Raw genomic sequence first — 26,338 nt, forward strand, 5'->3', positions numbered from 1 at the left:
TTCGCTGGCAAGCCAGCTCCCACAGGGTTCGCGTAAGCCCTGTGGGAGCTGGCTTGCCAGCGATGGCGTCAGCCCGGTCACCGATTGATCAAGGCTTGCGCAGCAGGTAGGTATCCATGATCCAGCCATTGGCCAGCCGCGCCGCCTTGCGCACCTGTTCGATGTCATCCGCCACATCCCCGAGCTTGCCGCTGATGAGGATTTCATCCGCCGTCCCCAGGTAGGCCCCCCAGTAAATCTCGGTGTCCTGATCCACCACCTGACGGTAGGCATCCTGCGCATCGAGCATCACCACCAGGCTGTCGGCATCGCTCACCTGCCCCGCCGCCAGACGCCGGCCCGTGGTGATTTCAACGGAACGGCCGATCTGGTTGAGCGGCACCTTGTGTTGTGCCGCCAAGGCCTGCACGCTGGTAATGCCGGGGATGACCTCGAACTCGAACGCGCAGGCGCCCGAGGCCTGGATCGCCTGAAGAATGCGAAGGGTGCTGTCGTACAGCGCGGGGTCGCCCCATACCAGAAAACCACCACACTGGCCGTCGGACAGTTCCTCGTTGATCAGCCGTTCGAAGGTCTGCTGCCTGGCCAGGTTCAAGTCGTCGACACTGCTCCTGTAGTCCACCTCACCGCGCTCGCGCTCCGGGCTGTGGGCTTCGACAAAACGGTAAGCGGGGTCGGTGATGTAGCGTTCGCAGATTTCGCGCCGCAGTTCGATGAGCTTGTCCTTGCTCTCGCCCTTGTCCATGAGAAAAAACACGTCGACCCGATTCAGCGCCTTCACCGCTTGCATCGTGATGTAGTCGGGATTGCCGGCACCGATGCCGATGACCAGGAGTTTTTTCATCACAGCGGCTCCTCAAAGTCGGTGCCCGGCAAGCGCAGCCGCCAGCGGCCATGGAAACTCAACTCGACCGTTGCCAGGGGCTCGACGTCGATCAGGCTGGACGATGCGCCCTGCAACACGTGCGCCAGCGCGGCACGGATGACAAAGGGATGGGTGATGGCAACGGTGTGCCCCGGCTGCAACGTTGTCAGCCACGCGCCCAGCCGTTCCTCGAGTTGCAGCACCGACTCGCCACCGTGGGGTGCCGAAGCCGGATCCGCCATCCAATGCTGGAGCTCCTCGGCCTGGGTCTTTTGCAGCTCGTTGATGCGCACACCGGCCCATCGTCCGAAGTCGCAGTCCTTCAGCGCATCGACAATCTGCGGCGCGCTGCCGAACAGTTCGGCGGTTTGCCGGGTGCGCAACTCCGGACCACAAACAAGCCGTGGAGTCCCCTTGAACTGCTTGCAACGGGAAAGCCTGAGCGCTTGCCAATCCATTTCCAGAGGTTCGTCCAATGCAAAGCGCGCCAATTTCCAGGCGACGGTTCGAGCGTGGCAAATCAGGGTTAAACGGGTCGCCTGCACCGGCAATCACTCTATGAATGGAAAGGAACGACAGCGTCAGGTGAACGCCATGACGCAATTGTGCCGCAAGAAAGCAGGGTCCGGGGGCGTTTAGTTTCCCGGTAGATTTTCTGATATCGCTGACGGCAAACCGGGCAATGACCTACACGCTTTTGCGAGATCGGCGTAGGCCCTTTCCGTAGACCTTTCGCCCCATTTTTGGGCACGTCCCAAGCTCGCAAAAATTCACTAGACAGGCAGTGCGCGATAATTAAATACTTCTTTCAACGGATTGTTGAAGCATGTACCACACTCATCCAGCAGGAGCCCGGATGCCCTTTCCCCAACACCCGATCAATGCACCTGGCCAGGCATCGCCTTCGGCCGAACCGTCCGCTCCCCGTTTAATGCGGTCCAGCACAAGCAGCATCTGAATAGAAAAAGAATGGCGCCTGGCAACGATCAGACGACCACCGATTCATGTGTGGAAAAAACCGACAGTGATAGTCAGGTCCGGCACAAAACGCCGGATCGTTTGATACAGGAGTGTCTCCATGCTGGTCTTGCGTCCAGTCGAGTCAGCCGACCTGCCCCAGTTGCAGAAGCTCGCTCGTGAAAGCCTCGTGGGCGTCACCTCCCTGCCCGACGACAGCGAACGGTTGCGCGAAAAAATCCTCGACTCCCGAGCCTCGTTCGAGAAGAACGTCGAGGCCCATGGCCCGGAAAACTATTTTTTTGTGCTCGAAGACCTGACCACGCAACAACTGGTCGGATGTTCGGAGATCCTCGCCACGGCCGGGCACAGCGAGCCGTTCTACAGCCTGCGCAACCGCCACTTCACCAGTGCCTCCAGGGAACTGAACATCGAGCACGGTGTACCGGCCTTGTCGTTGTGCCACGACCTCAACGGCCATACCCTGCTGCGCGGTTTCCATATCGATGCCGCGCATGTACGCAGCGCGCATTCCGAACTGCTGTCGCGGGCGCGCCTGTTGTTCATCGCCGCCCACGCCCGGCGCTTTTCCGAAACACTGATCACCGAGATCGTCGGCTACAGCAGTGATGAAGGCCACTCACCCTTTTGGGATGCCGTGGGCAAGCATTTCTTCGACCTGCCCTACGTCGAGGCCGAACGGCTGTGCGGCCTGCAGAGCCGCACCTTTCTCGCCGAACTGATGCCGCAGTATCCGATCTACGTGCCGATGCTGCCGCAGGCGGCACAGGACTGCATCGGCAGCATCCACCCCGACGGCCAGGAAGCCTTCGACATCCTTGAACGTGAAGGCTTCGAAACCAACAGCTACATCGACCTGTTCGATGGCGGGCCGACGCTGTATGCACGCACATCGGCCATTCGTTCAATCGCCCACAGCCAGTGCGCCGTCACGCGCACTGGCGCGGTGATCGATGCCCGGGGCAGCTATCTGGTGAGCAACGAGTGCCTGGAGGATTATCGGGCCATCGTCGCCGATCTTGATTACATCGCCGGGCAACCGGTGACCCTGGACGCAGTCATGTGCAAGGCGCTGAAGGTCACCGACGGCAGCCCGATCAGGCTGATCGCCCTGTGAATGCACGCTGCCGTCAACGCCAACGCCCGAACACGCGCGAACAAGGAACAGCCGCATGATTGTCCGTCCGGTCCAGATCACCGACCTGCCCGCCTTGTTCACGCTGGCACGTCAGGCCAGTCCCGGACTCACCAGCCTGCCGGCCGACGAGGAACGCCTGGCCTACCGGATCCGCTGGGCCCAACGCGCCTTCGCCGGACAGGTCGATCGGGCCGATGCCGATTATCTGTTCGTACTCGAGGACGATGACCAGCAAGTGGTGGGCGTCAGCGCCCTCAAGGGTGGCGTCGGCCTGCGCGAGCCCTGGTACAACTACCGGGTGGGCCTGACGGTCAGCGCTTGCGCGAACCTGGGTATCCAGCGCCAGATCCAGACCCTGTTCCCGAGCAATGAATTGACCGGGCAATCGGAAGTCTGCTCGTTGTACCTGCGCCCCGATCAGCGCCAGGGCAGCAATGGCCGTTTGCTCTCCCTCGGGCGCTTGTTGTTTGTGGCCGAGTTTACCCAGCTGTTCGGCAGCCGGCTCATTGCCGAACTGCGCGGCAGTGCCGACGAACGAGGTGGCTCGCCGTTCTGGGACAGCCTCGGCCGGCATTTTTACAAGATGGACTTTTGCCACGCCGATCACTTGTCCGGGCTGGGCAGCAAATCCTTCATCGCCGAACTGATGCCGCGCCAGCCGCTGTACACCTGCCTGCTGACCGAACAGGCGCAGGCGGTGATCGGCAAGGCCCACCCCAATACCGAACCGGCCCGGAAAATCCTCAGCGCCGAAGGTTTTGCCCATCAGGGCTACATCGATATCTTCGACGGCGGGCCGGTCATTGAAGCCCCGGTCAGCGATATCCGCACCGTGCGCGACAGCCAGGCGCTGCTACTGGCCATTGGCTCGGCGGACGCTGACGATCCGCTCTGGCTGATTCACAATCGCCGCCTGGAAAACTGCCGCATTACCTGTGCCCCGGCCCGACAGGTGGGCAACTGCCTGGTGGTCGATCGCCTGACCGCCAAGCGCTTGCAGCTGCAACCCGGCGACCTGGTGCGCGCCGTGACGCTGCTCAATCAGCGGCAACAGGCCGTGGCAGCGTGACCTGGCAGGTCCATTGTTGCGACGTCAATCGGCCTGACCCAGCAAATTCGTCATCATTCTCCCGCTGCGCGCGTGATAGCCTTTTATTTCTTCGGCGTTGACACTTTTGCTCAAGCCCTTCCATTCCATTGGTGGAACTCATATGTCCAGGCTTTCCCATCAAGATTTGCGCCGCAATTTTCGCCAACTGTTCGCTTCTGACGCGTGCTATCACACGGCCTCGGTGTTCGACCCGATGTCGGCGCGCATCGCCGCCGACCTGGGCTTCGAAGTCGGGATCCTTGGCGGTTCGGTCGCCTCGCTGCAAGTGCTGGGCGCTCCCGACTTTGCCCTGATCACCCTCAGCGAATTCGCCGAACAGGCCACGCGCATCGGCCGTGTCGCCCAGTTGCCGGTGATCGCCGACGCCGACCACGGCTACGGCAACGCGCTCAACGTCATGCGCACCATCGTCGAACTGGAACGCGCCGGCGTCGCCGCGCTGACCATCGAAGACACCCTGCTGCCCGCGCAGTTCGGCCGTAAATCCACCGACCTGATCACGGTCGCCGAAGGCGTCGGCAAGATCCGCGCGGCACTCGAGGCCCGCTGCGACAAGGAAATGGCGATCATCGCCCGCACCCACGCGGGGATTCTGCCGGTGCAGGAAATCATCAGCCGCACCCGCCAATACCAGCAAGCCGGCGCCGACGGCATCTGCATGGTGGGCGTCAAGGACTTCGACCATCTGGAGCAGATCGCCGAGCACCTGAGCGTGCCGCTGATGCTGGTGACCTACGGCAACCCGCTGCTGCGTGACGACAAGCGCCTGGCCGAACTGGGCGTGCGCGTGACCATCGACGGCCATGGCGCGTACTTCGCCGCGATCAAGGCGACCTACGACAGCCTGCGCGAGCAACGCCAGATCCTCACCCAGACGTCGGACCTGAGCGCGACCGAGCTGACCCACACCTACACGCAGCCGGAGGAATACATCCGCTACGCGGAAGAATTCATGAGCGTGAAGGAGTGATGGTTTAAACTGACACTCCGCCATCGCGAGCAGGCTCGCTCCCACAATGGATCGCGGGTAAGCGCAAATGAGGCGTTCACCGCAAACCCACTGTGGGAGCGAACTTGCTCCGGGCGGCGTTCCGACGATGAGGCCTTCACAGCCAACATCCATGTCGCCTGATACTCAGCCATCGCGAGCAAGCTCGCTCCCACAATTGATCGCGGGTAAGCGCAAATGAGGCGTTCACCGCAAATCCACTGTGGGAGCGAGCTTGCTTGCGATGGGGCCTTCACAGCCAACATCCCTGCCATCTGACACTCAGCCATCGTCGGAACGCCGCCCGGAGCAAGCTCGCTCCCACAGGTTTTGCTGTGGCCGGTCACACCGAGCCGAACAGTTCGCGACGGGGTTTGCCATTGCCGCAACAGATCACCCGGTTGCGCCCGGTGGTCTTGGCTTCGTATAGCGCATGATCGGCGTCGTTGAGCCAAAGCGTCGCATCGGTGTGGGCCGGGTTGAATGAGGCCAGGCCAATGCTCAGGCTGACTTTGAGCGCCGGATTCTGCTCGTAACCCAAGGTGGCGAAGCGATCACGCAGTGCATCCATGACCACGGCGGCGCGGTTCAGGGGCAGGTCCGGCAGGATCACGCAGAACTCGTCACCGCCGTAGCGCCCTGCCACATCGGTCGCGCGCAGGTTCTGCTTGAGCATTTTGCTCAGCTGACGCAAGACGATATCGCCGGCAACATGGCCGTAGGTGTCGTTGATGGCCTTGAAATGGTCGATGTCGATCAGGGCGATCGCCCCGCCTTTCTGTTGGCGCTTGCAACGCTGGAACTCGACCTCCAGCTGGTCTTTCCAGGTGCCATGGTTGAGCAGGCCCGTCAGGCTGTCGGTGCGGCTCAGTGCCAGCAGTTCACGTTTCTGACGGCCGAGGGTATGGGCCTGGCGAAAGCAGATCCAGCCCAGCGCCAACGGGTACAGGCACAGCAAGGGCAAACAGGCATAGAGCTGCAGCGGGCTGGTGGCGGGAATGAATGCCGGGGCGAAAAGCTGTAGACCGACACCGACGCCCAGCAATTGCGCGGCCGTCCCGGCCAACAGGAAGCGCATGCCGCCGATGGCCACGTTGTTCATGGCCATCATGGAAATGGTGGTCGCACTGGGCAGCGGATTGAAATGCATCGCGGCAATCCAGAAGCCGCCGAGAAAGGCATCGAGCAACAGATTGCGGTGTTCGGCGTGATAAGGCTTTTTCGCCCGGCGCGCCAATTGATACGCCAGGTGCGGCCAGATCAGGCCGTTGAACCACATGAATCCCCAGACCCATGGCGCCGGATCGAGTGGATACATCGCCGCGCTCACGCACACCAATCCCAGGGCCACCCCGAGGATTCGCGATGTATAGAGCCTCTTGGCCAATGAAAATCCTTTTCCTCCCGTCTTTACCATAGGGCCTCTGTGCCACTCGACGAAATGCGATTACAGCCTGAGCCTTTGCGTTGGAGTCTATCAGGGCGATCTTAAATAGCCATCACCGGCTGGCGGGCTGAATATCGCGACATCACGCGTGCATAAAAGCAAAAGCCTCGTCTCCAGAAACGGCTATACATGAAAGAAGGGGTTGATCGATGACCATAAGAGGAGGCCCATGCAGACCTTTCAAGTATTGATCATCGGCAGCGGGTTTGGCGGCCAATGTGCTGCAATCAATTTGCTCAAGGCCGGCATCGACGATTTCCGCCTGCTCGAACGCCGGGATTTCTTCGGCGGCACCTGGTGCCAGAACACCTACCCCGGCGCGGCAGTCGACGTTCCCTCGCCGTTGTACTCCTTGTCTTTCGCCCCGTATCGCTGGACGCAAATGTTCGCCGAACAGGCCGAACTGCACCGCTACACCCGCCACGTGGTGGAACACTTCGGCCTGCGCGACAAGGTGGAGCTGGACGCGAATGTCAAGCGCATCGAATGGGACGACACCGCCAAGCGCTGGACCGTATACACCGCCGGCAAGGGCACGTTCAGCGCGCAGTTCCTGATAAATGCGACCGGGCCGCTGAGCCAGCCGGTGGTGCCGCACTTCGAGGGACAGGAACGCTTTGGCGGAAAGACGTTCCACACCAACAACTGGGATCACGGCTATGACTACCGGCACAAACGCGTGGCCATCGTCGGCAGCGGCGCCAGCGCGGCCCAGGTGATTCCGGCGATTGCCGCGGATGTCGGGCACTTGCATGTGTTCCAGCGCACGCCGCACTGGGTGCTGCCCCGGACTGATCGCCGCTTTGGCCGCTTCCAGCGCTGGCTGCTGGGGCTCAAGCCGGCCTACAAGCTGCTGCGCTGGGGCATCTACTGGCAGTTCGAAACCCGGGTGATCGCCTTCAAGTATTCGAAGCCGGCGGTGCAGATGGTCCAGCGCCAGGCCCTGCGTTTTCTCAAGCGCCAGGTGCCGGACGCCGAGCTGCGGCGCAAGCTCACGCCGGACTACACCATCGGCTGCAAACGGGTGATCCTGTCCAGCACGCTGTACCCGGCACTGGCCCGCCGCAACGTGACATTGCACAGCCGCGAGCAGGGCATCGCGTCCATCGACGAAACCGGCATCGTCACCCTCGACGGCCAACACATCGACCTGGACCTGATCGTCTGGTCCACCGGCTACGACGCCACCGACGGGGTGATTTCCTACCCGGTGACGGGCAGGAACGGCACCCGTCTCAGGGAAGTCTGGGCACAATACCCGCGGGCCTACCTCGGCACCGCCCTGCCCGACTTTCCCAACCTGTTCATCGTCACCGGGCCGAACACCGGCATCGGCCACACCTCGGCGCTGTTCATCATCGAATCGCAGATGAATTACATCCTCGACTGCATTCGCACCTTGCAGACTCAAGGTTTGCGCAGCATCGAAGTTCGCCATGAAGCGGAACGTACCTACACTGAAATGATCCACCGGGAAATGGAACGTACCGTGTGGAAGTCCGGTGGTTGCCACAGTTGGTATCAAAGCAAGAGCGGTCATGTGATTGCGATGTTTCCGGGGTTCAGTTTCAGCTTTCATCGCTTGACCCGAGCGCTGAAACCCGCCGATCACATTTTGTCCTGAACAGATAGAAGGGAGACGCGTGATGCTTTTGTTGTTCGTCGTTCTCGCAGTTTTCGTCGCCTGGAGCTGGCTGACCTACCCGGCCGTCGGCTACTGGCTCTATGACCTGAACATGGCGGCCGAGGCCAAGCTGTACCGGCTGCACAAAATCGTCGTGCCCATCCCCGAGATGACCGTCTCGACCTGGCAAGGCGGGCCCTACGAAGCCACCAGCAGTGTGCTGATGCTGCATGGCTTCAGCGCCGACAAGAATCTCTGGCTGCGTTTCGCCCGGCATTTTGTCGGCAGCCATCGGGTGATCATCCCGGACATCGCCGGCCATGGCGAAACCGGCTTCAAGGCCGGTGGCGGCTACGACATCCCGTTGCAGGCCAAGCGCATGATCCAGCTGCTGGACGTGTGCGGCGTCGAGAAAGTCCATGTCATCGGCAATTCCATGGGCGGCTACATGGCGGCATGGCTCGCGGCCAATTACCCGGAACGCATCGTGTCCGTGGCGCTGATCGACCCGGCCGGGGTCACCGCGCCCGAACCCAGCGACCTGGAGCGGCATCTGGCCAAGGGCCACAATCCCTTCCTGATTCACTCGCGCGAAGAGTTCAAGCGTTTCTACGCCATGACCATGGCTTCGCCGCCCTGGGTACCCAAACTGGTGCTCGATGCCGTGGCCCAGCGCTATGAACAGTCCCGCGACGAGCTGGAAGAAATCTTCCGCGATTTCCGCGCCAGCCCGCCGATGGAGCCGCACCTGCCCGACATCATGGCCCCGGCGCTGTTGCTGTGGGGGCGCAAGGACCGGCTGATCGATGTCAGCAGCGTGGCGGTGTGGAGCAAGGGTATCGCCGACCTGCGGGTGCATATCTGGGACGCCATCGGGCACATGCCCATGGTGGAGGCGCCGACCGGTTCGGCGCGCCTGTATCGCGAGTTTTTGGCATCACTGCGATCGGAGAGCCCACAGGATCAACGACTGCACTAGGCATCCATGACTTTGCAGAATGAAGTTCGTCAGAAACTTCGTTTGTCGGCGTCGCTGAAGGCTGCGATCTTTCGTCCATCCTTTACGTCACCGCGCCAGGAATCCTGTTCATGAACCAGCCGAACTTCGTCAGCCCTGACCTGATCCGCCAACGCTTCTCCAAAGCGATGTCCGACATGTACCGCGAGGAAGTGCCGTTGTATGGCGCGCTGATGGAGCTGGTGGAGCAGACCAACCGTCACGTGCTCGACAGCGATCGGCAGGTCCTGCAGCAGCTCACGAGCACCGGGGAAATCGAGCGCCTGGACCTGGAGCGTCACGGCGCGATCCGCGTCGGTACGGCCGATGAACTGGCGACCCTCGCTCGCCTGTTCGCGGTGATGGGCATGCAACCGGTGGGTTACTACGACCTGACACCGGCCGGCGTACCCGTGCATTCCACGGCTTTTCGCGCAGTGCACGAAGCGTCGTTGCAGGTCAGTCCGTTCCGGGTGTTCACCTCGCTGTTGCGCCTGGAGTTGATCGAAGACCCGCAGCTGCGAGCGTTTGCCGAGTCGGTGCTCGAGCAGCGCGCGATCTTCACGCCCCTGGCCCTGACCCTCATCGACCGCGCTGAAAGCCAAGGTGGCCTGACCGAGCAGCAAGCCCCGGAATTCGTCGAACAGGCCCTGGAGACCTTTCGCTGGCACCACAGCGCCACCGTCACCGCCGAGCAGTATCAACAGCTCAGCGCCCAGCATCGGCTGATCGCCGACGTGGTGGCATTCAGGGGCCCGCACATCAACCACCTGACACCGCGAACCCTGGACATCGACATCGTCCAGGCGCAAATGCCGGCCCACGGCATCACCCCCAAAGCGGTGATCGAAGGCCCGCCCCGCCGGCAGTGCCCGATCCTGCTGCGCCAGACCAGTTTCAAGGCCCTGGACGAGCCGATTGCGTTCAGCGATCAACACGAGGCTCGCGGCAGCCACAGCGCCCGCTTCGGCGAGATCGAACAGCGTGGTGCCGCCCTCACGCCCAAAGGTCGCGCACTGTACGACCGCCTGCTGAATGCCGCGCGGGACGAACTCAAGGACTTCCCCAACGAAGCCAACGCCGCCCGTTACAACGCGCTCATGGCGCAGCACTTCAACGAATTCCCTGACACCTGGGAAGGCATGCGCCAACAGGACCTGGCTTACTTTCGCTACTTCGTGACGGAAAAAGGCCTGGCGGCGGGCGACCTGAAAAGCGCTGCCCTGGAAGAGCTGGTCAACGCTGGTTATCTGCGGGTTGAACCGCTGGTGTACGAAGACTTCCTGCCGGTCAGCGCGGCGGGGATTTTTCAGTCAAACCTGGGGGACGCGGCGCAAACCCGTTACGGCGTGCATTCCAATCAACAGGCATTCGAAAAGGCCCTGGGGCGTTCGACCATCGATGAGTTGGGGTTATATGCCCAGAGCCAGCAGCGTTCGATTGAACAGTGTTTCGCTGCATTGGGCCTGTAGGAGCCGGCTTGCCGGCGATGGACTCAAGTGCCCCGCGTTTAACCAGTTCATACGCGTTATCGTTAACGACCATCGCGAGCAGGCTCGCTCCTACGGGCGGGTGTCGCTCACAAGACCTGTAGGAGCCGGCTTGCTGGCGATGGACTCAAGTGCGCCGCGTTTATCCGGTTCATACGCGTTATCGTTAACGACCATCGCCAGCAAGCCGGCTCCTACATGGGACCGTGCCCACGTTCAAAATGAAGTGATCTCCAAGTCAGCGAAAGTCCCAAAAAAAGGGCGACCTGCAGGTCGCCCGTTTTTTATATTCGAAACTTTCAATACAGCAAATCAAAGTGTTCGCCCAGTGCAGTGGCCTCGGCAATCCATGCACTGGTAAAGAGCCGTAACACTGGGCGAACGGAAAGTATTCTAGTAGAAGAGAATTACTATGTCCGCATTGCAAAGATGAAATTTATCGACACAATATTTAATAAAATGTCGACTTAAATATTATGCAACCGGGCAGTAAAACCAACTATCCAGACCAAATGGGTTGATTATTCCTGTACAGAACTTGCACAAAAACAATCAACCCGTATAACGCCAGCATTCAATCTCAGTGCTTGCTGGTCACGGTCAATATGTCGGTGTAAACCACGTTGACGCTTTGCCCGACTTTCAAGTCCTTGAGTTTGGCCTGGACTTCAGGTCGCTTGACGTCGACGGTCTTGGACTTGCCTTCCGGGTTTTCGAAGGTCACCTGGTTTTTCTTCAGGTCAATGCCGGTGATTTTCAGCTGCACTTTCACCTGGCGATAAGCTTCGCCGCCAGGATTGGCGCTACCTGGCGCCGCGCGGATTTCACCGGTGGCTTCGGCGGTGCCGGGCAGGCCTTTGTCGACATCGGTGTCGAGGTAGGCGGCAACGGCGCTGGTGACCGTGATGTCGACCGTATCGCCAGCCTTGAGGTTATCGAGGTTTTTCGCCTTGTCGGTCAATTGCACCGGGAACTCATTACCCTGCGGGCCTTTAAGAACCACGGAATGGTTCGCGGCATCAACCGAAACGACTTTGGTGGAGACCTGATCAGCCACAACGACTTCGGACAACGGAATATCGGCGGCAACCGCGCCAAAACTGGCGGCAGACAGCAGGGTAGCGAGGGTGATGGCTTTGGTCAGTGCGTGGCGTTTCATAGGCAGAACATTCCCTGTGATAGATGGCAACAGACGACGTTGAAACCGGGTTCAACGCCATGTGTGCGAGTGAGCATAGACGCTGTTCTGCGAGTGGTCGCGCCGCAGCGGTGATTTTCCTTGCACGAGCGCCTAGTACCCGGTCATCTCCAGATAGCCCTGCCCTGCATGGCTGCCACTTAGGCGCACCGGGCCTTCCCAATAGGGAATGCGCAAATCCATCCAGGCCTGGGGATTGAGCGCGGTGATGACGATATCGAGATGTCTGGCGGGGATCTTTATCGACCAGCGCACGGGCATCTCGCGGCCGGCCACGCGGGCGGTGTCTTGCGGGGTGAGGCTGATGTCGCTGGCATCGAGCAATTGCGTCTGGCCCCGAGCGTCGATCCAGGTGCCGGTGAGGTACGGCTCGCCGTCCTTTTGCCGCATGCGATACAGCATCACCTGTTCGCCGCTGTCCAGGTGCAGGGAGAACCAGTCCCAGCCGCTCTGGTTGGCCGTCAGGGGCTGGCTGCTCCATTCGCGGTCGAGCCAGGCCGGGCCACTGACCGCAAAGGCCTGACCGTCGATGGTCAAGGTGCCGCTGGCCTGGAAAAACGGCTGGCTGTAGTAGTAGGAAGCCTGACCCTGCTCGGATTTCTGGCTGAAGCCCTTGTCCCCTTGCAGCACCAGCGGCCCTGTCGGGATCAACCGTAGCCGGTAGCTGAAACGCTGGTCGCTGGCGCTGAGTTGCAGGTCGGCCAACGGATCGTCGGCAGTCCCCTGGCTGCGCAGCTGCCAGTCGTCGATCCACGCATTGAACGGCGTGAGGCTGACGCCCGCCTGGCCGACGCCGCCACGGGCATAACGTTCGGCCGCGTGATGCACGGTCGCCGAGGTCACCGCCGCGTGGCCGAGCCAGATCGTCTGGTTCTGCCAGCCCGCCACTTCGGGGCTGGCTTTCAAGGCGCTGCGGAACAAGGTCCATTGCGCGCCGAACGCTTGCCCCTGCTCGTCCTTCAGGTTGGCCGTGATGTACCACCATTCGATGCGAAAGCCGTCGTGGGGGCCGTGATCCGCCGGGAAACCGAATACCCGACCGGGCACCACCGGGGTAAACGCAGCGGCCTGGTTGCCCAGCCCGGCAAAACCCTTTTCGACCGGTGCCGGTTGATCGCAACCGCTCGCCAGCAACGCCAGGAGCAAGACGCCGAACTTAATCTTCATGGGCGAATGTCCGCAGCAAATCCGCCGGTTGCGTGCGGTACAGGCGGTACAAAGGCCAGGCCGAGGCCAGCAATGTCGCCAGCAGCGCCAGCCCCATCAACTGCAACAGTTGCCATGGAAACACCCGCAACGGCAGACGCCAGCCAAAGGCCTGGACGTTGATCACCGTGTCCAGGCACCACGCCAGGGCGATGCCCAATGGCAACGCCAGCACCAGGGTCAGCAGCGCCAGCAACCAGGTTTGGCCGAGGTTGAGCAGCATCAATTGCTGGCGCGTCACGCCCAGCGCCCACAGCGGCGCCAGTTGCCCGAGACGGCTCTGGCTTTGCGTCAGCAAGCTGATGAACAGCGCCACCCCGGCCACGCACAGCGTCAGGCTGTTGAGCGCGGCAGTGGCGGCGAAGGTGCGTTCGAAGACTTGCGTGGACCAGCCCTTGAGCCGCGCCTGGTCGACGATGCGGCTGTCATCCAGGCTGAAACGCGTCTGCAACGCCGTCACGAACGCAGGGATCGACGCCGGTTCGATGCGCAGGTTGAAACGGCTCGGTGTCAGCTGCGGCCAGCCCCGCAGCAAGTGGCGAATGTTGACCAGGATGTGGCCCTTGGGATTGCCATAGTCGGCGTAGATCCCGACGATCCGTGGCGACCATGGGCCGGTGGGCGTCGGCAGCGTCAGGTGATCGCCCAGTTGCACTTTCAGGCGCCGGGCCAGTTGTTCGCTGATCATCACCGCGTCGTCCTTGGCCAGGCGCTGCCAAGGGTCGTCACCCAGGGCTTCGAGCAGCGGCCAGTGCTGGCGATAGGTCGGGTGGTCAATGATCCCGGACAGGTCCGTCGGCCAGCCCTGCAACTGGATCGACACTTGCCAGTTGGGCAGCACCGCCGCCAGTTTCGGCTGCTGGTTGAGCCAGCTCTGCAGCTCCCTGGCCTGGGCCGGGTTCTGCGGGTTGAGGTAAAGCTCGGCCGTCAGCCGTTGTTCGAGCCAGTCGCTGAAGGTCTGGCGAAACCCGGCGGTCATGCTGCCGGCGCCGATGTTCGCGGCCATGGCCAACAGCAGCGCCATCAAGGCCAGGCTCAACGCCGGCAGTTGCTGGCGGCAATCGGCGACAAACCATTGGCCCAACACCGAGCGACTGCGCTGCGAAGCCAGACCGAGCAGCGCACTGAGCACCACCGGCAACGCCAGCGCGGCACCGATCAACAGCGCCGCCATCAACACGAAACCACTGATCAGGCTGTCGCCGAAACCCAATGCCAACAGCGCGATCACCAAGGCCATGGCCGCCACCCAACCCTGTCGACGCAACCAGCGCGCATGGGCCTGATGCCAGGCCTGCGGGTCGGCCAGCGCCAACAATGGCAAGCGCGCCGCCCGCAGCAGGCTGTTGGCACCGGCCAGCAATGCGCCGATCAGGCTCAGGCCGATGCCGCTGAACCACCATAAGGGGCTGAGGCTCAACTGCCCCGCCACTTCGGCGCCATACAAACCACGCAGGCTGGCGGCGACATCCGGCAATAGCACGCCGGCCAGCAGGTAGCCGCTGACCACCCCGGCCAACCCGCCGAGCAGGGCCAACCCGGCCAGTTCGACGGCCAGGCAAGCGATCAGCATCCGCGCACTCACACCGCAGGCTCGCAGGGTCCGCAGCAAACCTCGCCGCTGCTCCAGCGCCAGCCCGATGGCGGCGTGCACGATAAACAGGCCGACCACGAACGACAGCACCCCGAGGGCATCGAGGTTCAGGTGAAAGCTTTCGGTCAGGCGCGTCAGGTTGTTTTCTTCACCGGCGCGCTTGAATTGCAGCTGCCCCTTGAACGCCTCCGGCAGCGGCGCGGTGAAATCCTTGGGCAACAGCAGCCGCGACAGTTGCTCCGGCAAGCCGAGCACCTGCTGGGCAAAACCGATGTCCACCAGCAGCACACCGGGCGCCATGTCAGCCTGCGCATGCAGCGGCGGCAGAGCCACGCCGGCCAGGTTCAACGGTCGGTCACCTTCACGCAAACCCAATGCCTGCAGGGTCTGCGGCGAAATCCAGGTGGTGCCCGGCGGGCTGAAAAAATCGACCACCTGTTCAATCGCCAGGGCCTGCCCGGCCACCGCCGCGCCCGCCGGCAACGACACCGGCTCGATGCCCATCAACTGCAGGCGCTGCGCTTCATGGCCCTTGAGCGTGATCCGGCCTTGCAGCACCGGTGACACGGGCCAGCCGGCGCGGCGCAGGTCGATGAACCATTGCTGCGCGAAGGTGCCACCACCCGGCGCGCCGAGGCTGGCCTGAGGTTCGCCGCCGATCAACTGACTGGCGCGGGCGTAACTGTCCCGCGCCTGGCTGTTGAGTGCCTGGACGCCGGTCAACAGGCTGGTGGCCAGCCACAACCCGGTCAGCACACTGAAAAACTGCACCGGGTGCTGTCGCCAATGACTGAGCAGCGCGCGCAGGGTTTCGCCGAAAATGCGCATGTCAGCGCTCGCCCGCACAGGCCAGTCGACCGCCGCTGAGCAAGGCTTTTTCCGCCAGCCGCGCCGCCACGCCGGGACTGTGGGTGACCATCAGCAGGCTGGTGGGACTGTCGTCGAGCAGCTCCAGCAATAACTGCAGCACCTCGGCGCCGGTGCTTTCATCGAGGCTGCCGGTGGGCTCGTCGGCCAGCAGCAATGGCGGCCGTGACGCCAGCGCCCGCCCCAGTGCGACCCGTTGTTGTTGGCCGCCGGACAGTTGCTCCGGGTAGCGCCGCAGCAGCTCGCCCAGGCCCAGGCGCCGCACCAGGTGCGCTTGCCAGCGAGGGTCATGACGCCCCGCCAGCCGTGCCTGAATCGCCAGGTTGTCTTCGACCCGCAGGCTGCCGATCAGGTTGAATTGCTGGAACACCAGGCCGATTTGCGTACGACGCCAGTGCGCCAGTTGTCCTTCATTCATCTGTTCCAGGCGATGCTCGCCACAGTGGATGCTGCCGCGATCGATCCTGTCCAGCCCGGCAATCAGGTGCAGCAAGGTGCTTTTGCCACTGCCCGACTCGCCCATCAGCGCCAGGCTGCTGCCGGGCCTGAGCGTCAGGTCGACGCCTTGCAGCACCGGCAGCGGCCCCTGCGCAGTGGCGTAGCTTTTGAAAACGCCGTGGACTTCAAGCATGGCTCACCTGTCGGGTATGCGAGGCCCAAGGATAGCGGCCCTGAATGGTTTTTGTCCGGTGACGCTCATCGCCCCGCCGCCCCACCACCCTACCCTCGAGGCTGGTCCAGCCATAACGATAAAAACGGAGACGCCATGCCTCGTTTCACCCTCAGCCCTCGCGGGCTGCTCGCTTGCCTGATCACTGCCTGCCTCGCACAAACGGTGGTCGCCGCCGATGCGCCGGTCGCGGTCAGCCCGCAGACCAAGGCCAGTAACGCCGCCGTGTTGCAACAACTGCCCTTCACCGACCGCACCGACTACGAGTCGGTCAGCAAGGGCCTGATCGCGCCGTTCAAGGGCCAGGTCAAGGACGCCTCGGGCAAGGTCATCTGGGACATCCAGGCCTACGATTTCCTCAGCAAGGACCAGGCCCCGGAGTCGGTCAACCCGAGTCTCTGGCGCCTGGCCCAGCTCAACGCCCACGCCGGTCTGTTCGAAGTCAGCCCACGCTTGTATCAGGTGCGCGGCCTCGACCTGGCGAACATGACCATCATCGAAGGCGACGACGGCCTGATCATCATCGACCCGCTGACCATGGCCGAAACCGCCAAGGCCGCGCTGGACCTGTACTACCAGAACCGTCCGCACAAACCGGTGGTGGCGGTGATCTACAGCCACACCCACGTCGACCACTTCGGCGGCGTGCGCGGGGTCATCGACGAGGCCGACGTCAAGGCCGGCAAGGTCAAGGTGTTCGCCCCCGCCGGGTTCATGGAACACGTGATGAGCGAGAACGTCTATGCCGGCACCGCCATGAGTCGCCGCGCGCAGTTCCAGTTCGGCAGCCTGCTGCCCCGTGGCGATCACGGCCAGGTAGACGCGGGCCTGGGCAAAAGCTCGCCGAGCGGCGGCACCGTCACCCTGATCCCGCCCACCGACCTGATCGACAAGGAACTGGAAACCCGCACCATCGCCGGCCTCGACGTGGAATTCCAGTTGACCCCGGGCACCGAGGCACCGGCGGAAATGAACCTGTACCTGCCGCAGTTGCGCGCCTTGTGCATGGCCGAAAACGCCACGCAAATGATGCACAACATCCTCACCCCGCGCGGCGCGCAAGTGCGCGACGCCAAGGCCTGGGCAGAGTACCTGGACAGCAGCCTGGCGCGTTACGGCGACAAGAGCGACGTGTTGTTCGCCCAGCACAACTGGCCGACCTGGGGCGGCGAACGCATCCGCACCTTCCTCGCCGACCAGCGCGACATGTACGCCTTCCTCAATGACCGCACCTTGCACCTGCTGAACCAGGGCCTGACCCCGCTGGAAATCGCCGACTCGATCAAGAAACTGCCCGGCAGCCTCGACCAGAAGTGGTACACCCGTGGCTACTACGGTTCCCTGAGCTTCAACACCCGCGCGGTGTATCAGCGCTACATGGGTTTCTATGACGGCAACCCGGCCAACCTCAATCCGCTGCCACCGGTAGAAACGGCCCGGCGCACGGTCGAGGCCATGGGCGGTGAAAACGCGGTGCTGGAAAAAATGCGTGGGGCGATCGCCAAGGGCGAATACCGCTGGGCCGCGCAACTGGGCAATCAGGTGCTGTTCGCCAACCCGGACAACGGAGAGGCGCGCAAAGCCCAGGCCGAGGCGCTGGAGCAAATGGGCTATCAAAGTGAAAACGCCACCTGGCGCAACATGTACCTGACCGGCGCCATGGAACTGCGCAACGGCGTGCCACCCCATGCGGGCACTTCGGTGTCGGTGGACATGGTGCGGGCGATGAGCCCCGAGATGTTCTTCGATTTCCTGGCGGTGCGCCTGGACAGTGAAAAGGCCGTGGGCCATGACCTGACCTTGAACTGGACCTTCGAAGACCTGAACAAAGACTTCAACCTGACCCTGCGCAATGGCGTGCTGACCCACCGTGCCGGGCTCAATGCTCAGGCGGATGCCGGTGTGAGCATGAGCAAGGCGACGCTGGAGCAGATCAGCCTCAAGCAGCTGGACATCCCGACGGCGATCCAGAAAGGCCTGATCAAGTTGCAAGGCAATGGCAAGAAGCTTGGGGAGCTGATGGGCAGCCTTGATACGTTTGCGCCGCAGTTCAATATCGTCACGCCTTGATACCGTCTTCGCGAGCAGGCTCGCTCCCACTGGAATCCATGCCGTTCACAGCATTTGTGAACGACACAGAACCACTGTAGGAGCGAGCCTGCTCGCGAAGGTCTGTCATTCGACGCTGGCTTGCGGGTGTACATATCCATTCCTGCGGTAACGGCCACCTAGGGTTCCGCCCTTACGGCGGGTGCCCACTGCGCAGAACCTGCGCTCGGCATCTCGATATAGGGCAAGAAAATCAAAAGCAAAAGCAAGGCGGCCGGATTCAACATCATCGTTGACTGACAGTCCGCCATCGCGGGCAAGCCCGCTCCCACAGGATCCCGGTTGTGCACAAAGATTTTGGCCGACACAGAACCACTGTAGGAGCGAGCTTGCTCGCGAAGGTCTGTCATTCGACGCTGGCTTGCGGGTGTACATATCCGTTCCTGCGGTACGGCCACCTATGGTTCCGCCCTTACGGCGGGTGCCCACTGCGCAGAACCTGCGCTCGGCATCTCGATATAGGGCAAGAAAATCAAAAGCAAAAGCAAGGCGGCCGGATTCAACATCATCGTTGACTGACAGTCCGCCATCGCGGGCAAGCCCGCTCCCACAGGGTCCCGGTTGTGCACAAAGATTTTGGCCGACACAGAACCACTGTAGGAGCGACGGTGCGGCGATCCGACTTGCTCGCGATGGCGGCCTGGCAGCCTGGCAGCCGCCCCAATACATCAAGGTGAGCGCCCCTCCCCAAAAATAGGCCGACCGGTAGGTCGCCTCGCTTTGGCTTTTGATTTGGCTTTTGATCTTCTTGCCCCATCGAGAGGCCGAGTGGAGGTTCTGCGCAGTGGGCAACCCGGCATGGATGCCGGGTTAGCCGCCCTCGGCCATGGATGGCCGATGGCGGCGGGCCCACGGAGCAGGACCGGAGCGAGGGAATGCCGAGCCTAGGCGAGGCACCGAACGAAAGGGGCAAGAGCCTTTGGTTACTTTGGGCTTTTCAAAGTGACCCGCCGTAAGGGCGGAACCATAGGTGGCCGTTACCGCAGCAATGGATATGTACACCCGCAAGCCAGCGTCGAATGACAGACCTTCGCGAGCAGGCTCGCTCCTACAGGGTCCCCCGTTGTGCACAAAGATTTTGTGCCGACGCAAATCCTCTGGAGGAGTGAGCCTGCCCGCGATGCTCTTCAAGCAGACACCACTTCAACCACCGGCATTTGCCAGCGCTGATTGACCACCTGCTGCCCAGGTCCATACAGGCGCAGGACCAGGCTGAACGCCCCGCTTGCAGGTGTCGGCAACCAGTTGCTCTGCGCAGTTGGAGCGGTATTCTGCAGGATCAACGTCATCCCGCCGTCCGCGTCCATCTGCAGTTGATCCCGGCTGCTCAGGCAGTAACGATTGATCGGGTTGGCCACCAGTTGCCGGTCCGGCAGGTCATACAAGGTCAGCGACCAGAACTCGCTGGCCGGCGGCAGTTGACCCGGTGCGAAGCGCAGGCGATAGCTTCGCCCGCCCTGCAAGGGTTGCCCCTGATTGTCCAGGCGAGTGCCGGTGTAGAAGGCCTCCTCCACGCTGTTGCCGTAGATGCCGACACTCGCCGCGACAGCGCGGTTGAGGTAGTTGCCGTTCAGCGCTGCGCGAGTGCCGAACAGGCCGAGGGTGGTGCGTACCTGGCTCACCGCGGCTTGCAGTTGCGCCTGGGCCTCCTGGATTCCGGCAAGCAGTGCCTCGCGCGTAGCTTGCGGCAACGTTGCCGGGTCGAAACCCTGGCCGGGCACGATACCGATTCGTGCAAAGCGTGCGCGCAAGGCTTGTTCGGAAGGTTGCGTGGGGCACAGGCTGAGGATCTGGTTGAGCGCCGCAATGAACTCCAACCCCAACCCGGTCTTGCTGTCCCAGGGGCGCCAGCCAATCACCGGTGCCGCTGCGGGCGGTGCACTGCCGATGTATTCATGCAACGAACGCAACCCGTATTGCTGCTGCAAGGCTCGCACCGCCGGCAGGTCCCCGGCGTTTTTCAGGCCCGTTCTTCCGAGCACCATGACGATTTCGGTTTCACTGCGCAGCACCGCCTGGACGCCGTCCGGTGTCGGGCCTTGCCAATCGGGGCCGGCGATCAGGTAATTGCCCGCTTCGCGCCCCGTGCTGAGCACGCCGACATAGGCAAAGTTGTGGGTGTACTGGTCGACCAGTTGAAGCACGTAATAGCGCTCGTCATCGACCGCCGGCACGCTCAGCACCTGGGGTTCGCTGCGCAGGTCGAGCCAGGCCCAGGAGTACGGCGTGTCGTTGTTCGGCGTGACGATGTCGCGGTTGTTCGGGGTAAACAACTCGCTGTAATGACGAAAGCGGTTGAAGCCGCCGACGTACTCCGGCGCAGCCGGGTGGAGCGCCTGTTTTTCCATGGTCTGGTAGTGCATGAGCATCGGATAGGCGTAGATCCACGCCTGCCGCGCAATGGTCCGAAGCTCATCGGCATCGGCATCGGCGGCCAGCAACCAGCCTGGCAACATCAGGCTTGCTCCCAGTCCCCCCATGCTGCCCAGCATCCGGCGGCGACTGAACATCAGGTTCATGATTCGATCCTCGTTATCGTCGGCAACTGATAACTTCCGTCCAATGCCCCGCCCTTGGGCAGGTACAGGCGCAGCAACAGGTTGAACGGACCTTGCGGTGTCGGCAGCCAGTTGCCCTGCGGCGCAGCCTTGGGCGTTTCGCCTTGCAGGATCAGGGTCAGGCCGCCGTCGGCATCGTATTGTAGACCAGGGCTGCGATCACCCAGGGCATAACGCTGGATAGGGTTGGCGGCGAGCAACTGGGTCTTGCCGTCATACAAGGTCAGCGACCAGAACGCATTCACCGGCGGCAATTGCCCGGCGGGGAAATGCAGGCGATAGGCGTGCCGGCCGTCGAGCATCTGCCCCTTTGCATCGTGCAGCGCCATCGGGTACAGCGCTTCCACCGCGTTGTTGGCATAGATGTAGCGCCAGGCGACCGCAGCGCGGGTCAGGTCATCGTCGCCAAACTTGCCGACGTTGGCCGGCGAAGGGAGCCAGCCCTGCTGCTCCACCGACAGCTGGCTGGAGGCTGCGCGCACCTGCTCGCGACCGGCTTCGGCACCCTGGGCGACGGCCTCGCTCAAGTCCGCCGGGGCCTGGAATGCAACGCCCGGCTTCACCCCGATGGCGGCGAAACGGGCGAGTTTTTCCTGCTCGCCGGCGCTCCACTGGTGCAGCGGCGCCAACGCGTTGAAGGTGCTGAACAGCGTCTGCGCCGGCCCCTGTCGGGTGTCCGCATAGGCTGGCAGTTGCAGCGCTGCCGACGGTTCAGGTGGCGCGCCGCCGCTGACTTTGGACAGTGGTTGCAATGCATAACCGGTCAGCACGTTGGCGGCGTCCTTCTGGTCGGCATCGCCCTTGACCTCGGTGCGTCCCAGCAGGAACACCAACCGGCTCGGCGAGCGGATTACGCCGCTGATGCCCGCCGGTACCTCACCCCGCCAATCCGGACCGGCAATCAGGTAGCGCCCCGCCTGATCACCCGTGGCGCGGGTGCCGATGTAGTCGAGGTTGTCGGTGCGCATGTCGACCAGCTGGAAGCTGTAGTAGCGACCTTGCACGGCCGGCACATCGAGCACCATCGGTTCGCTGCGCAGATCGAGCAAGGCGCGGGAGTAGAAGGTGTCGTTGTTCGGCGACACCACTTTGTTGTCTTGCGGGCCGAGCAGGCGCGGTTCGCTGTAGAGACGGTTGAACGGCAGCTTCGCGGCGATGGCGCTGAGCACCTTGTCGTGTTCGACGGTGGCGAAGGCGAACACGTAGGCCTCTTGCGCCAACGCCTTCGCCTGGGATTGATCAAGGGTTGTGGCGTGAACAGTGCCCAGGCTCGCGCCCAGGGCCAGTGCGGATATCCAGTGGCGCACGGTAGGTCTCCTTTGTGGAATCAACAATGCACCACAATCCCCTGTGGGAGCGGGCTTGCCCGCGATGGCGGTGTGTCAGACAGCAATGTCGTCGACTGACACTCCCACATCGCGGGCAAGCCCGCTCCCACAGGGACTTGCGGTGGTGCTGCAATACGATTTACTTGGCCCAGCGCCGCAGGTCAGACGGGGTGTAGTCGTCGGTCTTGGCGGCGAAGCCCACGCGCATCGGTTCGGTCTCTTCGTTGGCCAGGCCGCCGGCGTAGTAGCGCCCGGAAATCAGGTCGTATGAAGTTTCCAGCACGTTGTAGGTGAAGCCGTGGTCGTACTGTTGAATCGCGTGCAGTTCACCGCTACGCCACAGCTCACCGCGGCTGTCGTACTGGTCCGACTGCGCGATCTGCCAGCTGTCCTCGTCCACATAGAAGCGGCGCTTGGCATAGATGTGCCGGGCACCCGGCTTGAGGGTCGCCTCCACCACCCACACGCGGTGTTTCTCGTAGCGGGCCAGGTCCTGGTTGACGTGGTTGGGCTGGATCACGGTGTCGTACTTGAGGTCGCGGCTGCCGATCTTGTAGCTGTTGTAGGGGATGAACAGCTCTTGCTTGCCCACCAGTTTCCAGTCGAAACGGTCCGGTGCACCGTTGTAGCCGTCGATGTTGTCGGCGGTGATCAGGCCGTTGCTGTAACGGGCGCTGTTGTCGTAGGCGATCATCGGCGCACGACGCACGCGACGTTGCCCCGGCAGGTATTGCCAGGCCGAACGCGGCTCGGCGACCTGGTCGATCGGCTCATGCACCAGCACCGCCTCGCCGGACAGGCGCGCCGGTTCCAGCACCCGGCTCTTGAACATGAACAGGATGTTCGAGTTGGGTTCCAGCCCGCCGACGGTGTCGGCGAAGTTGATCAAGGACTGGTTGCGCACGTAGCTGGTGGCGCCGTTTTCACGCACCAGCGCCGAGCTGCTGATGCGCTCGTAACTGCCGCCGCGATAACGGGTCATGTGGTTCCACATCACCTCCAGGCCTTCGGTGGGCAATGGAAACGGAATACCCCTGGCGTAGTCGTGCAGGCCGTTGCCACCATCGGCCATGCTGGTCTTGGCCACGTTGTCGCGGCTCGCCGCCAGCACATCCTTGGGCAGGTTGGCGCTGCGATGGCTCGGGTAGATGTTCATCTTGTAGGTGTCGGGAAAACGCTTGAACAGCGCGACTTGCCCGGGGCTGAGAAACTTCTCGTACTGCGCCACGTTCTTCGCCGTGACGGTGAACAACGGTTTCTCGGCGGCATACGGGTCGCTGTAGCCGCCCTTGCTGTCGACGGTGCCGGCGTTGCTCGCCAGACCACCGGTCCAGGCCGGAATGCTGCCGTCGGCATTGGCCGCCATTTCCGAACCCATGGGGGTCAGGGTCTTGCCCAGGGCCGCCGAATCGGTGCCTTTGGCCTGAGCCAGGCCGACGGTGCAGGCCAGGGCCAGCACGCACAATTGCATACGCATAACGGTTCTCCTTAGAAGTCTGCCTTGAAGCTGACTGATGCGAAATCGCGGTCGTCGAGGGTGCTGTAGTCGTTAGAACCGAAGAATGTGTTGTAGGCCAGTTCCACGCTGTAGTCGTTCATGTAGACGCCGGTCAGGCTCAAGCCCAACGCTTGCTGGCCTTCCTGGAACGGCCCTTGCGGATCGTAGGAATAGCCCGAAACGTCATGCCGCCAGTTGACGGCCGGAATCAGGTTGATGCCCGGCAACACGTCGCTGTATTCGAGGCTGGCGCGCAGGCGATAACCCCACGACCAATCGGTGGCAAAACCCTTGTCGGTGCAGTATTGGTTGGTCACACCGGAAGCCACGGTGTTGCACGGCGTACCGTTGCGCGGTGCGCTGCGGCCGAACGCGGCGTTACGGCCCAGACGCTCGTCGCCGAGATCGTCGATGTGCACCACACCGGCTTCACCGAACAGGCTCAGGCGCGTGGCGCCCAGCACGTTGTCGATGGCCTGGGTGGCCGAGCCGGTCAACTGCCAGACGCCCTTGCGCTCCCATGCATCGAACTGGCTGCCATTGGTGGTGCTGAAGCCCGGCGGCAACTGCAACCAGGAACTGCCCCCGGGACCCGAAATCACCGCGACGTTGACGTCGGGTGCGTTGATCCCAAGCGGCATGTTCGGCCGGTAGCTCAACTCGCCGGCCAGGGAAATGCCGGTAACCGGCTCGACACCGTTGAGGCTGATGCCGTACAGGTGAATGTTTTCCGGAAAGGCCGCCGCATAGCTCGGCCCCTGGATGCCACCGGGGAAGGTGCCGGGCAAGGCGGTGTTCCTGGCATCGATGGTGAAGTACGGCAGGCGCGAGTGATAGTTGATGTAGTAGAACGCCGCTTCGGCATCGTTCAACGCCGGAATCATCTGACGCAACGCAAAGCCGAACTGGCCGTTGTCCGACGGCGATTCGTTGCCCCGCGAAGTGGCGTACAAACCGGCGGCCTGCATCTGTTGATCGGTCTGCACCTGGCTCAGGTAAAGCGGCCCGCAACCGGGCTGGATCGCATCACTGGTGGCGAAAAAGGTGCCGCAACCGTCGAGCACGCTGGGGCGCCAGTTGTACTGGTAGAAACCTTCGAGGTTGGTGGTGTCGGTCAGGCCGAAGCTGAAGGAGACCATCTCCACCGGCAACTGCCCTTCCTTGATCTCCACGCCCGGACGGTTGAACGCCGAGATGTCCAGCGGGTTGATCACGTTGATGCCGTTCTGGATCAACAGCGCCTCGCCCCAGGACAACACCTGGTTACCGACCTTCACGTTCAGTGGATGCCCGGCCAGCTGGAAGTCTTTCCAGACGTACGCATCGAGCACCTCGAAGCCCTTGAACCTGGACAGATCGTTCCAGCCCGAATCGTCGAAGTCCTTGAAGCGGCCATTGCCGGTTTCGTAGGCATGGTCGTACCAGTACTTGAAGCGCAGGAACGCACCCTGGCCCTGACCATCGAGACTGACATCGGTGAGCCCCTTGAACAGCTGCGAGATGGTGTCGCCCTTCTCGAAATTCAGCCGATTGTCGTCGGCGCTGACGCTGGTGCCATTGGCATTCACGCCCTGGGCCTGCAAGGCATTGGCGCGGGTCATCAGGCTTTTGTCGGGGTTCTGCGTCGACCAGCTGCTGCCCAGGCTCAGGCTGGTCTTGGTCGACAGGCTCCAGTCTTCGTTGAGGTCCCAGGTGGTGGCATGGGTCGGCCCCGTGAGTACGGCAAGAATCGCCAGCGCAAGCGGTTGCGGGCGAGTATGGCCAAGCCGGTGAAGTCGTTGGCGGACTCCGGCTGTGGCCGAGCGTTTTTTTATCATTATTGGGCTCCGGTCAGGTTTGCTCAGCCCGGACACGGTGCCCAACTATCGGTCATGACACGCAAGCGATGGCCGACAAAAAATAATCATTGGGGATCTGTGGGCGCTTCTGCTGTGGCTACCTGTAGGAGCGAGCCTGCTCGCGAAGGTCTGTCATTCGACGCTGGCTTGCGGGTGTACATATCCATTGCTGCTTTAACGGCTGCTTATGGTTCCGCCCTTACGGCGGGTCACTTTGGAAAAGCCTGCGCGGCCCGGCCCAAAGTAACCAAAGGGCTCTTGCCCCTGGCGTTCGGTGCCTCGCCTAGGCTCGGCATTCCCTCGCTCCGGTCCTGCTCCGTGGGCCCGCCGCCATCGGCCATCCATGGCCGGGGGCGGCTAACCCGGCATCCATGCCGGGTTGCCCACTGCGCAGAACCTCCACTCGGCCTCTCGATGGGGCAAGAAAATCAAAAGCAAAAGCGAGGCGGCCTGCCGGCCGGCCTGATCGCGAGGCTGTACATACCTCCTTTGTAGGAGCTGCGGTGCGGCGATCCGACTTGCCGGCGATGGCGCCATCCCAGCCAACCCTGCGGCACCTGACACACCGCCATCGCCGGCAAGCCGGGCTCCTACAGAGATTGAGTACATCTGCGAGAGATTGGTTGGCTTCCAGGCCGCCATCGCTAGCAAGCCAGCTCCTACAAGGGATCGACGTATGTCTGGGAGATATTGGTTGGCTTCCAGGTCGCCATCGCTAGCAAGCCAGCTCCTACAAGGGATCGACGTATGTCTGGGAGATATTGGTAGGCTTCCAGGTCGCCATCGCCAGCAGGCTGGCTCCCACAGAGGAGCAACAGCAGATCGGCGTGCATC

At 62.5% G+C, this 26,338-nt stretch carries 18 protein-coding genes; 7 read left to right on the forward strand and 11 right to left on the reverse strand.

What is annotated here, in order from left to right; genetic code table 11:
• Positions 1–88: 88 nt before the first annotated feature.
• Entirely contained in the window at positions 89–844 is a 756-nt protein-coding gene (cobF, locus tag AB4O16_RS05290) for a precorrin-6A synthase (deacetylating) (RefSeq protein WP_460157209.1), read from the reverse strand.
• Entirely contained in the window at positions 844–1,410 is a 567-nt protein-coding gene (locus AB4O16_RS05295) for a histidine phosphatase family protein (protein WP_460157210.1), read from the reverse strand. The genes cobF and AB4O16_RS05295 overlap by 1 nt, the downstream gene beginning before the upstream one ends.
• 533 nt (positions 1,411–1,943) lie before the next feature.
• On the opposite strand from AB4O16_RS05295, the gene AB4O16_RS05300 reads away from it, so the two are divergent.
• The 3 genes from AB4O16_RS05300 to AB4O16_RS05310 all read left to right on the forward strand — a co-directional run bounded on the left by AB4O16_RS05300 (position 1,944) and on the right by AB4O16_RS05310 (position 5,062).
• Positions 1,944–2,960 (forward strand): arginine N-succinyltransferase, encoded by a 1,017-nt coding sequence (locus tag AB4O16_RS05300; protein WP_460157211.1) that lies wholly within the window; start codon positions 1,944–1,946, stop codon positions 2,958–2,960.
• Positions 2,961–3,015: 55 nt separating this feature from the next.
• Positions 3,016–4,050, forward strand: coding sequence for an arginine N-succinyltransferase (gene astA, locus AB4O16_RS05305; RefSeq protein ID WP_460157212.1), 1,035 nt, complete (start codon positions 3,016–3,018; stop codon positions 4,048–4,050).
• A 142-nt stretch (positions 4,051–4,192) separates the two neighbouring features.
• Positions 4,193–5,062 (forward strand): isocitrate lyase/PEP mutase family protein, encoded by an 870-nt coding sequence (locus AB4O16_RS05310; protein ID WP_160387994.1) that lies wholly within the window; start codon positions 4,193–4,195, stop codon positions 5,060–5,062.
• Between the two features lie 361 nt (positions 5,063–5,423).
• On the opposite strand, the gene AB4O16_RS05315 is transcribed toward AB4O16_RS05310, so the two are convergent.
• The gene (locus AB4O16_RS05315) at positions 5,424–6,497 is read right to left on the reverse strand and encodes a diguanylate cyclase (protein WP_460157213.1); all 1,074 of its coding nucleotides are present in this window, start codon (positions 6,495–6,497) and stop codon (positions 5,424–5,426) included.
• A 199-nt stretch (positions 6,498–6,696) separates the two neighbouring features.
• On the opposite strand from AB4O16_RS05315, the gene AB4O16_RS05320 reads away from it, so the two are divergent.
• The 3 genes from AB4O16_RS05320 to hglS all read left to right on the forward strand — a co-directional run bounded on the left by AB4O16_RS05320 (position 6,697) and on the right by hglS (position 10,620).
• Positions 6,697–8,151: a flavin-containing monooxygenase gene (locus AB4O16_RS05320; protein ID WP_160387996.1), complete on the forward strand. Its 1,455-nt coding sequence runs from the start codon at positions 6,697–6,699 to the stop codon at positions 8,149–8,151.
• Positions 8,152–8,173: 22 nt separating this feature from the next.
• Positions 8,174–9,130 carry an alpha/beta fold hydrolase gene (locus AB4O16_RS05325; protein ID WP_160387997.1) on the forward strand — a complete coding sequence of 319 codons (957 nt, stop codon included), beginning with the start codon at positions 8,174–8,176 and terminating at the stop codon, positions 9,128–9,130.
• Between the two features lie 110 nt (positions 9,131–9,240).
• Complete coding sequence (gene hglS / locus AB4O16_RS05330; RefSeq protein ID WP_460157214.1) at positions 9,241–10,620, forward strand: 2-oxoadipate dioxygenase/decarboxylase HglS; 1,380 nt, start codon at positions 9,241–9,243, stop codon at positions 10,618–10,620.
• A gap of 598 nt (positions 10,621–11,218) precedes the next feature.
• Here the strand turns inward: hglS and AB4O16_RS05335 are convergent.
• The 4 genes from AB4O16_RS05335 to AB4O16_RS05350 all read right to left on the reverse strand — a co-directional run bounded on the left by AB4O16_RS05335 (position 11,219) and on the right by AB4O16_RS05350 (position 16,134).
• On the reverse strand, positions 11,219–11,797 hold the full coding sequence (locus AB4O16_RS05335) for a hypothetical protein (RefSeq protein WP_160387999.1): 579 nt from the start codon (positions 11,795–11,797) through the stop codon (positions 11,219–11,221).
• A 132-nt stretch (positions 11,798–11,929) separates the two neighbouring features.
• Entirely contained in the window at positions 11,930–13,003 is a 1,074-nt protein-coding gene (locus AB4O16_RS05340; protein WP_160388000.1) for a lipocalin-like domain-containing protein, read from the reverse strand.
• Positions 12,993–15,464 carry an ABC transporter permease gene (locus tag AB4O16_RS05345; protein WP_460157215.1) on the reverse strand — a complete coding sequence of 824 codons (2,472 nt, stop codon included), beginning with the start codon at positions 15,462–15,464 and terminating at the stop codon, positions 12,993–12,995. The genes AB4O16_RS05340 and AB4O16_RS05345 overlap by 11 nt, the downstream gene beginning before the upstream one ends.
• Position 15,465: 1 nt before the next feature.
• Positions 15,466–16,134, reverse strand: coding sequence for an ABC transporter ATP-binding protein (locus AB4O16_RS05350; RefSeq protein WP_160388002.1), 669 nt, complete (start codon positions 16,132–16,134; stop codon positions 15,466–15,468).
• A 135-nt stretch (positions 16,135–16,269) separates the two neighbouring features.
• Here AB4O16_RS05350 and AB4O16_RS05355 point away from each other — a divergent pair, with 135 nt between their 5' ends.
• Complete coding sequence (locus AB4O16_RS05355) at positions 16,270–18,243, forward strand: alkyl/aryl-sulfatase (RefSeq protein WP_460157216.1); 1,974 nt, start codon at positions 16,270–16,272, stop codon at positions 18,241–18,243.
• Between the two features lie 1,166 nt (positions 18,244–19,409).
• Here the strand turns inward: AB4O16_RS05355 and AB4O16_RS05360 are convergent.
• From AB4O16_RS05360 to AB4O16_RS05375, 4 genes are all read right to left on the reverse strand, one after another.
• Positions 19,410–20,801: a DUF1254 domain-containing protein gene (locus AB4O16_RS05360; protein ID WP_460157217.1), complete on the reverse strand. Its 1,392-nt coding sequence runs from the start codon at positions 20,799–20,801 to the stop codon at positions 19,410–19,412.
• Positions 20,798–22,147: a DUF1254 domain-containing protein gene (locus AB4O16_RS05365; RefSeq protein ID WP_460157218.1), complete on the reverse strand. Its 1,350-nt coding sequence runs from the start codon at positions 22,145–22,147 to the stop codon at positions 20,798–20,800. The genes AB4O16_RS05360 and AB4O16_RS05365 overlap by 4 nt, the downstream gene beginning before the upstream one ends.
• A 160-nt stretch (positions 22,148–22,307) precedes the next feature.
• A complete protein-coding gene (locus tag AB4O16_RS05370; protein ID WP_460157219.1) occupies positions 22,308–23,645 on the reverse strand; it encodes a DUF1329 domain-containing protein in 1,338 nt (445 codons plus the stop codon).
• An 11-nt stretch (positions 23,646–23,656) separates the two neighbouring features.
• Positions 23,657–25,483 (reverse strand): DUF1302 domain-containing protein, encoded by a 1,827-nt coding sequence (locus AB4O16_RS05375; protein WP_460157220.1) that lies wholly within the window; start codon positions 25,481–25,483, stop codon positions 23,657–23,659.
• Positions 25,484–26,338: the final 855 nt, after the last annotated feature.

It is taken from the genome of Pseudomonas sp. S2_H10 (assembly GCF_054668285.1).

Coding starts and splice junctions, on each gene's coding strand:
- AB4O16_RS05325 (WP_160387997.1), top strand. CDS start 8,174: ATGCTTTTGTTGTTCGTCGTTCTCGCAGTTTTCGTCGCCTGGAGCTGG.
- AB4O16_RS05350 (WP_160388002.1), bottom strand. CDS start 16,134: ATGCTTGAAGTCCACGGCGTTTTCAAAAGCTACGCCACTGCGCAGGGG.
- AB4O16_RS05300 (WP_460157211.1), top strand. CDS start 1,944: ATGCTGGTCTTGCGTCCAGTCGAGTCAGCCGACCTGCCCCAGTTGCAG.
- AB4O16_RS05320 (WP_160387996.1), top strand. CDS start 6,697: ATGCAGACCTTTCAAGTATTGATCATCGGCAGCGGGTTTGGCGGCCAA.
- AB4O16_RS05310 (WP_160387994.1), top strand. CDS start 4,193: ATGTCCAGGCTTTCCCATCAAGATTTGCGCCGCAATTTTCGCCAACTG.
- astA (WP_460157212.1), top strand. CDS start 3,016: ATGATTGTCCGTCCGGTCCAGATCACCGACCTGCCCGCCTTGTTCACG.
- hglS (WP_460157214.1), top strand. CDS start 9,241: ATGAACCAGCCGAACTTCGTCAGCCCTGACCTGATCCGCCAACGCTTC.
- AB4O16_RS05360 (WP_460157217.1), bottom strand. CDS start 20,801: ATGAACCTGATGTTCAGTCGCCGCCGGATGCTGGGCAGCATGGGGGGA.
- AB4O16_RS05355 (WP_460157216.1), top strand. CDS start 16,270: ATGCCTCGTTTCACCCTCAGCCCTCGCGGGCTGCTCGCTTGCCTGATC.
- AB4O16_RS05375 (WP_460157220.1), bottom strand. CDS start 25,483: ATGATAAAAAAACGCTCGGCCACAGCCGGAGTCCGCCAACGACTTCAC.
- cobF (WP_460157209.1), bottom strand. CDS start 844: ATGAAAAAACTCCTGGTCATCGGCATCGGTGCCGGCAATCCCGACTAC.
- AB4O16_RS05335 (WP_160387999.1), bottom strand. CDS start 11,797: ATGAAACGCCACGCACTGACCAAAGCCATCACCCTCGCTACCCTGCTG.
- AB4O16_RS05370 (WP_460157219.1), bottom strand. CDS start 23,645: ATGCGTATGCAATTGTGCGTGCTGGCCCTGGCCTGCACCGTCGGCCTG.
- AB4O16_RS05340 (WP_160388000.1), bottom strand. CDS start 13,003: ATGAAGATTAAGTTCGGCGTCTTGCTCCTGGCGTTGCTGGCGAGCGGT.
- AB4O16_RS05315 (WP_460157213.1), bottom strand. CDS start 6,497: ATGGTAAAGACGGGAGGAAAAGGATTTTCATTGGCCAAGAGGCTCTAT.
- AB4O16_RS05345 (WP_460157215.1), bottom strand. CDS start 15,464: ATGCGCATTTTCGGCGAAACCCTGCGCGCGCTGCTCAGTCATTGGCGA.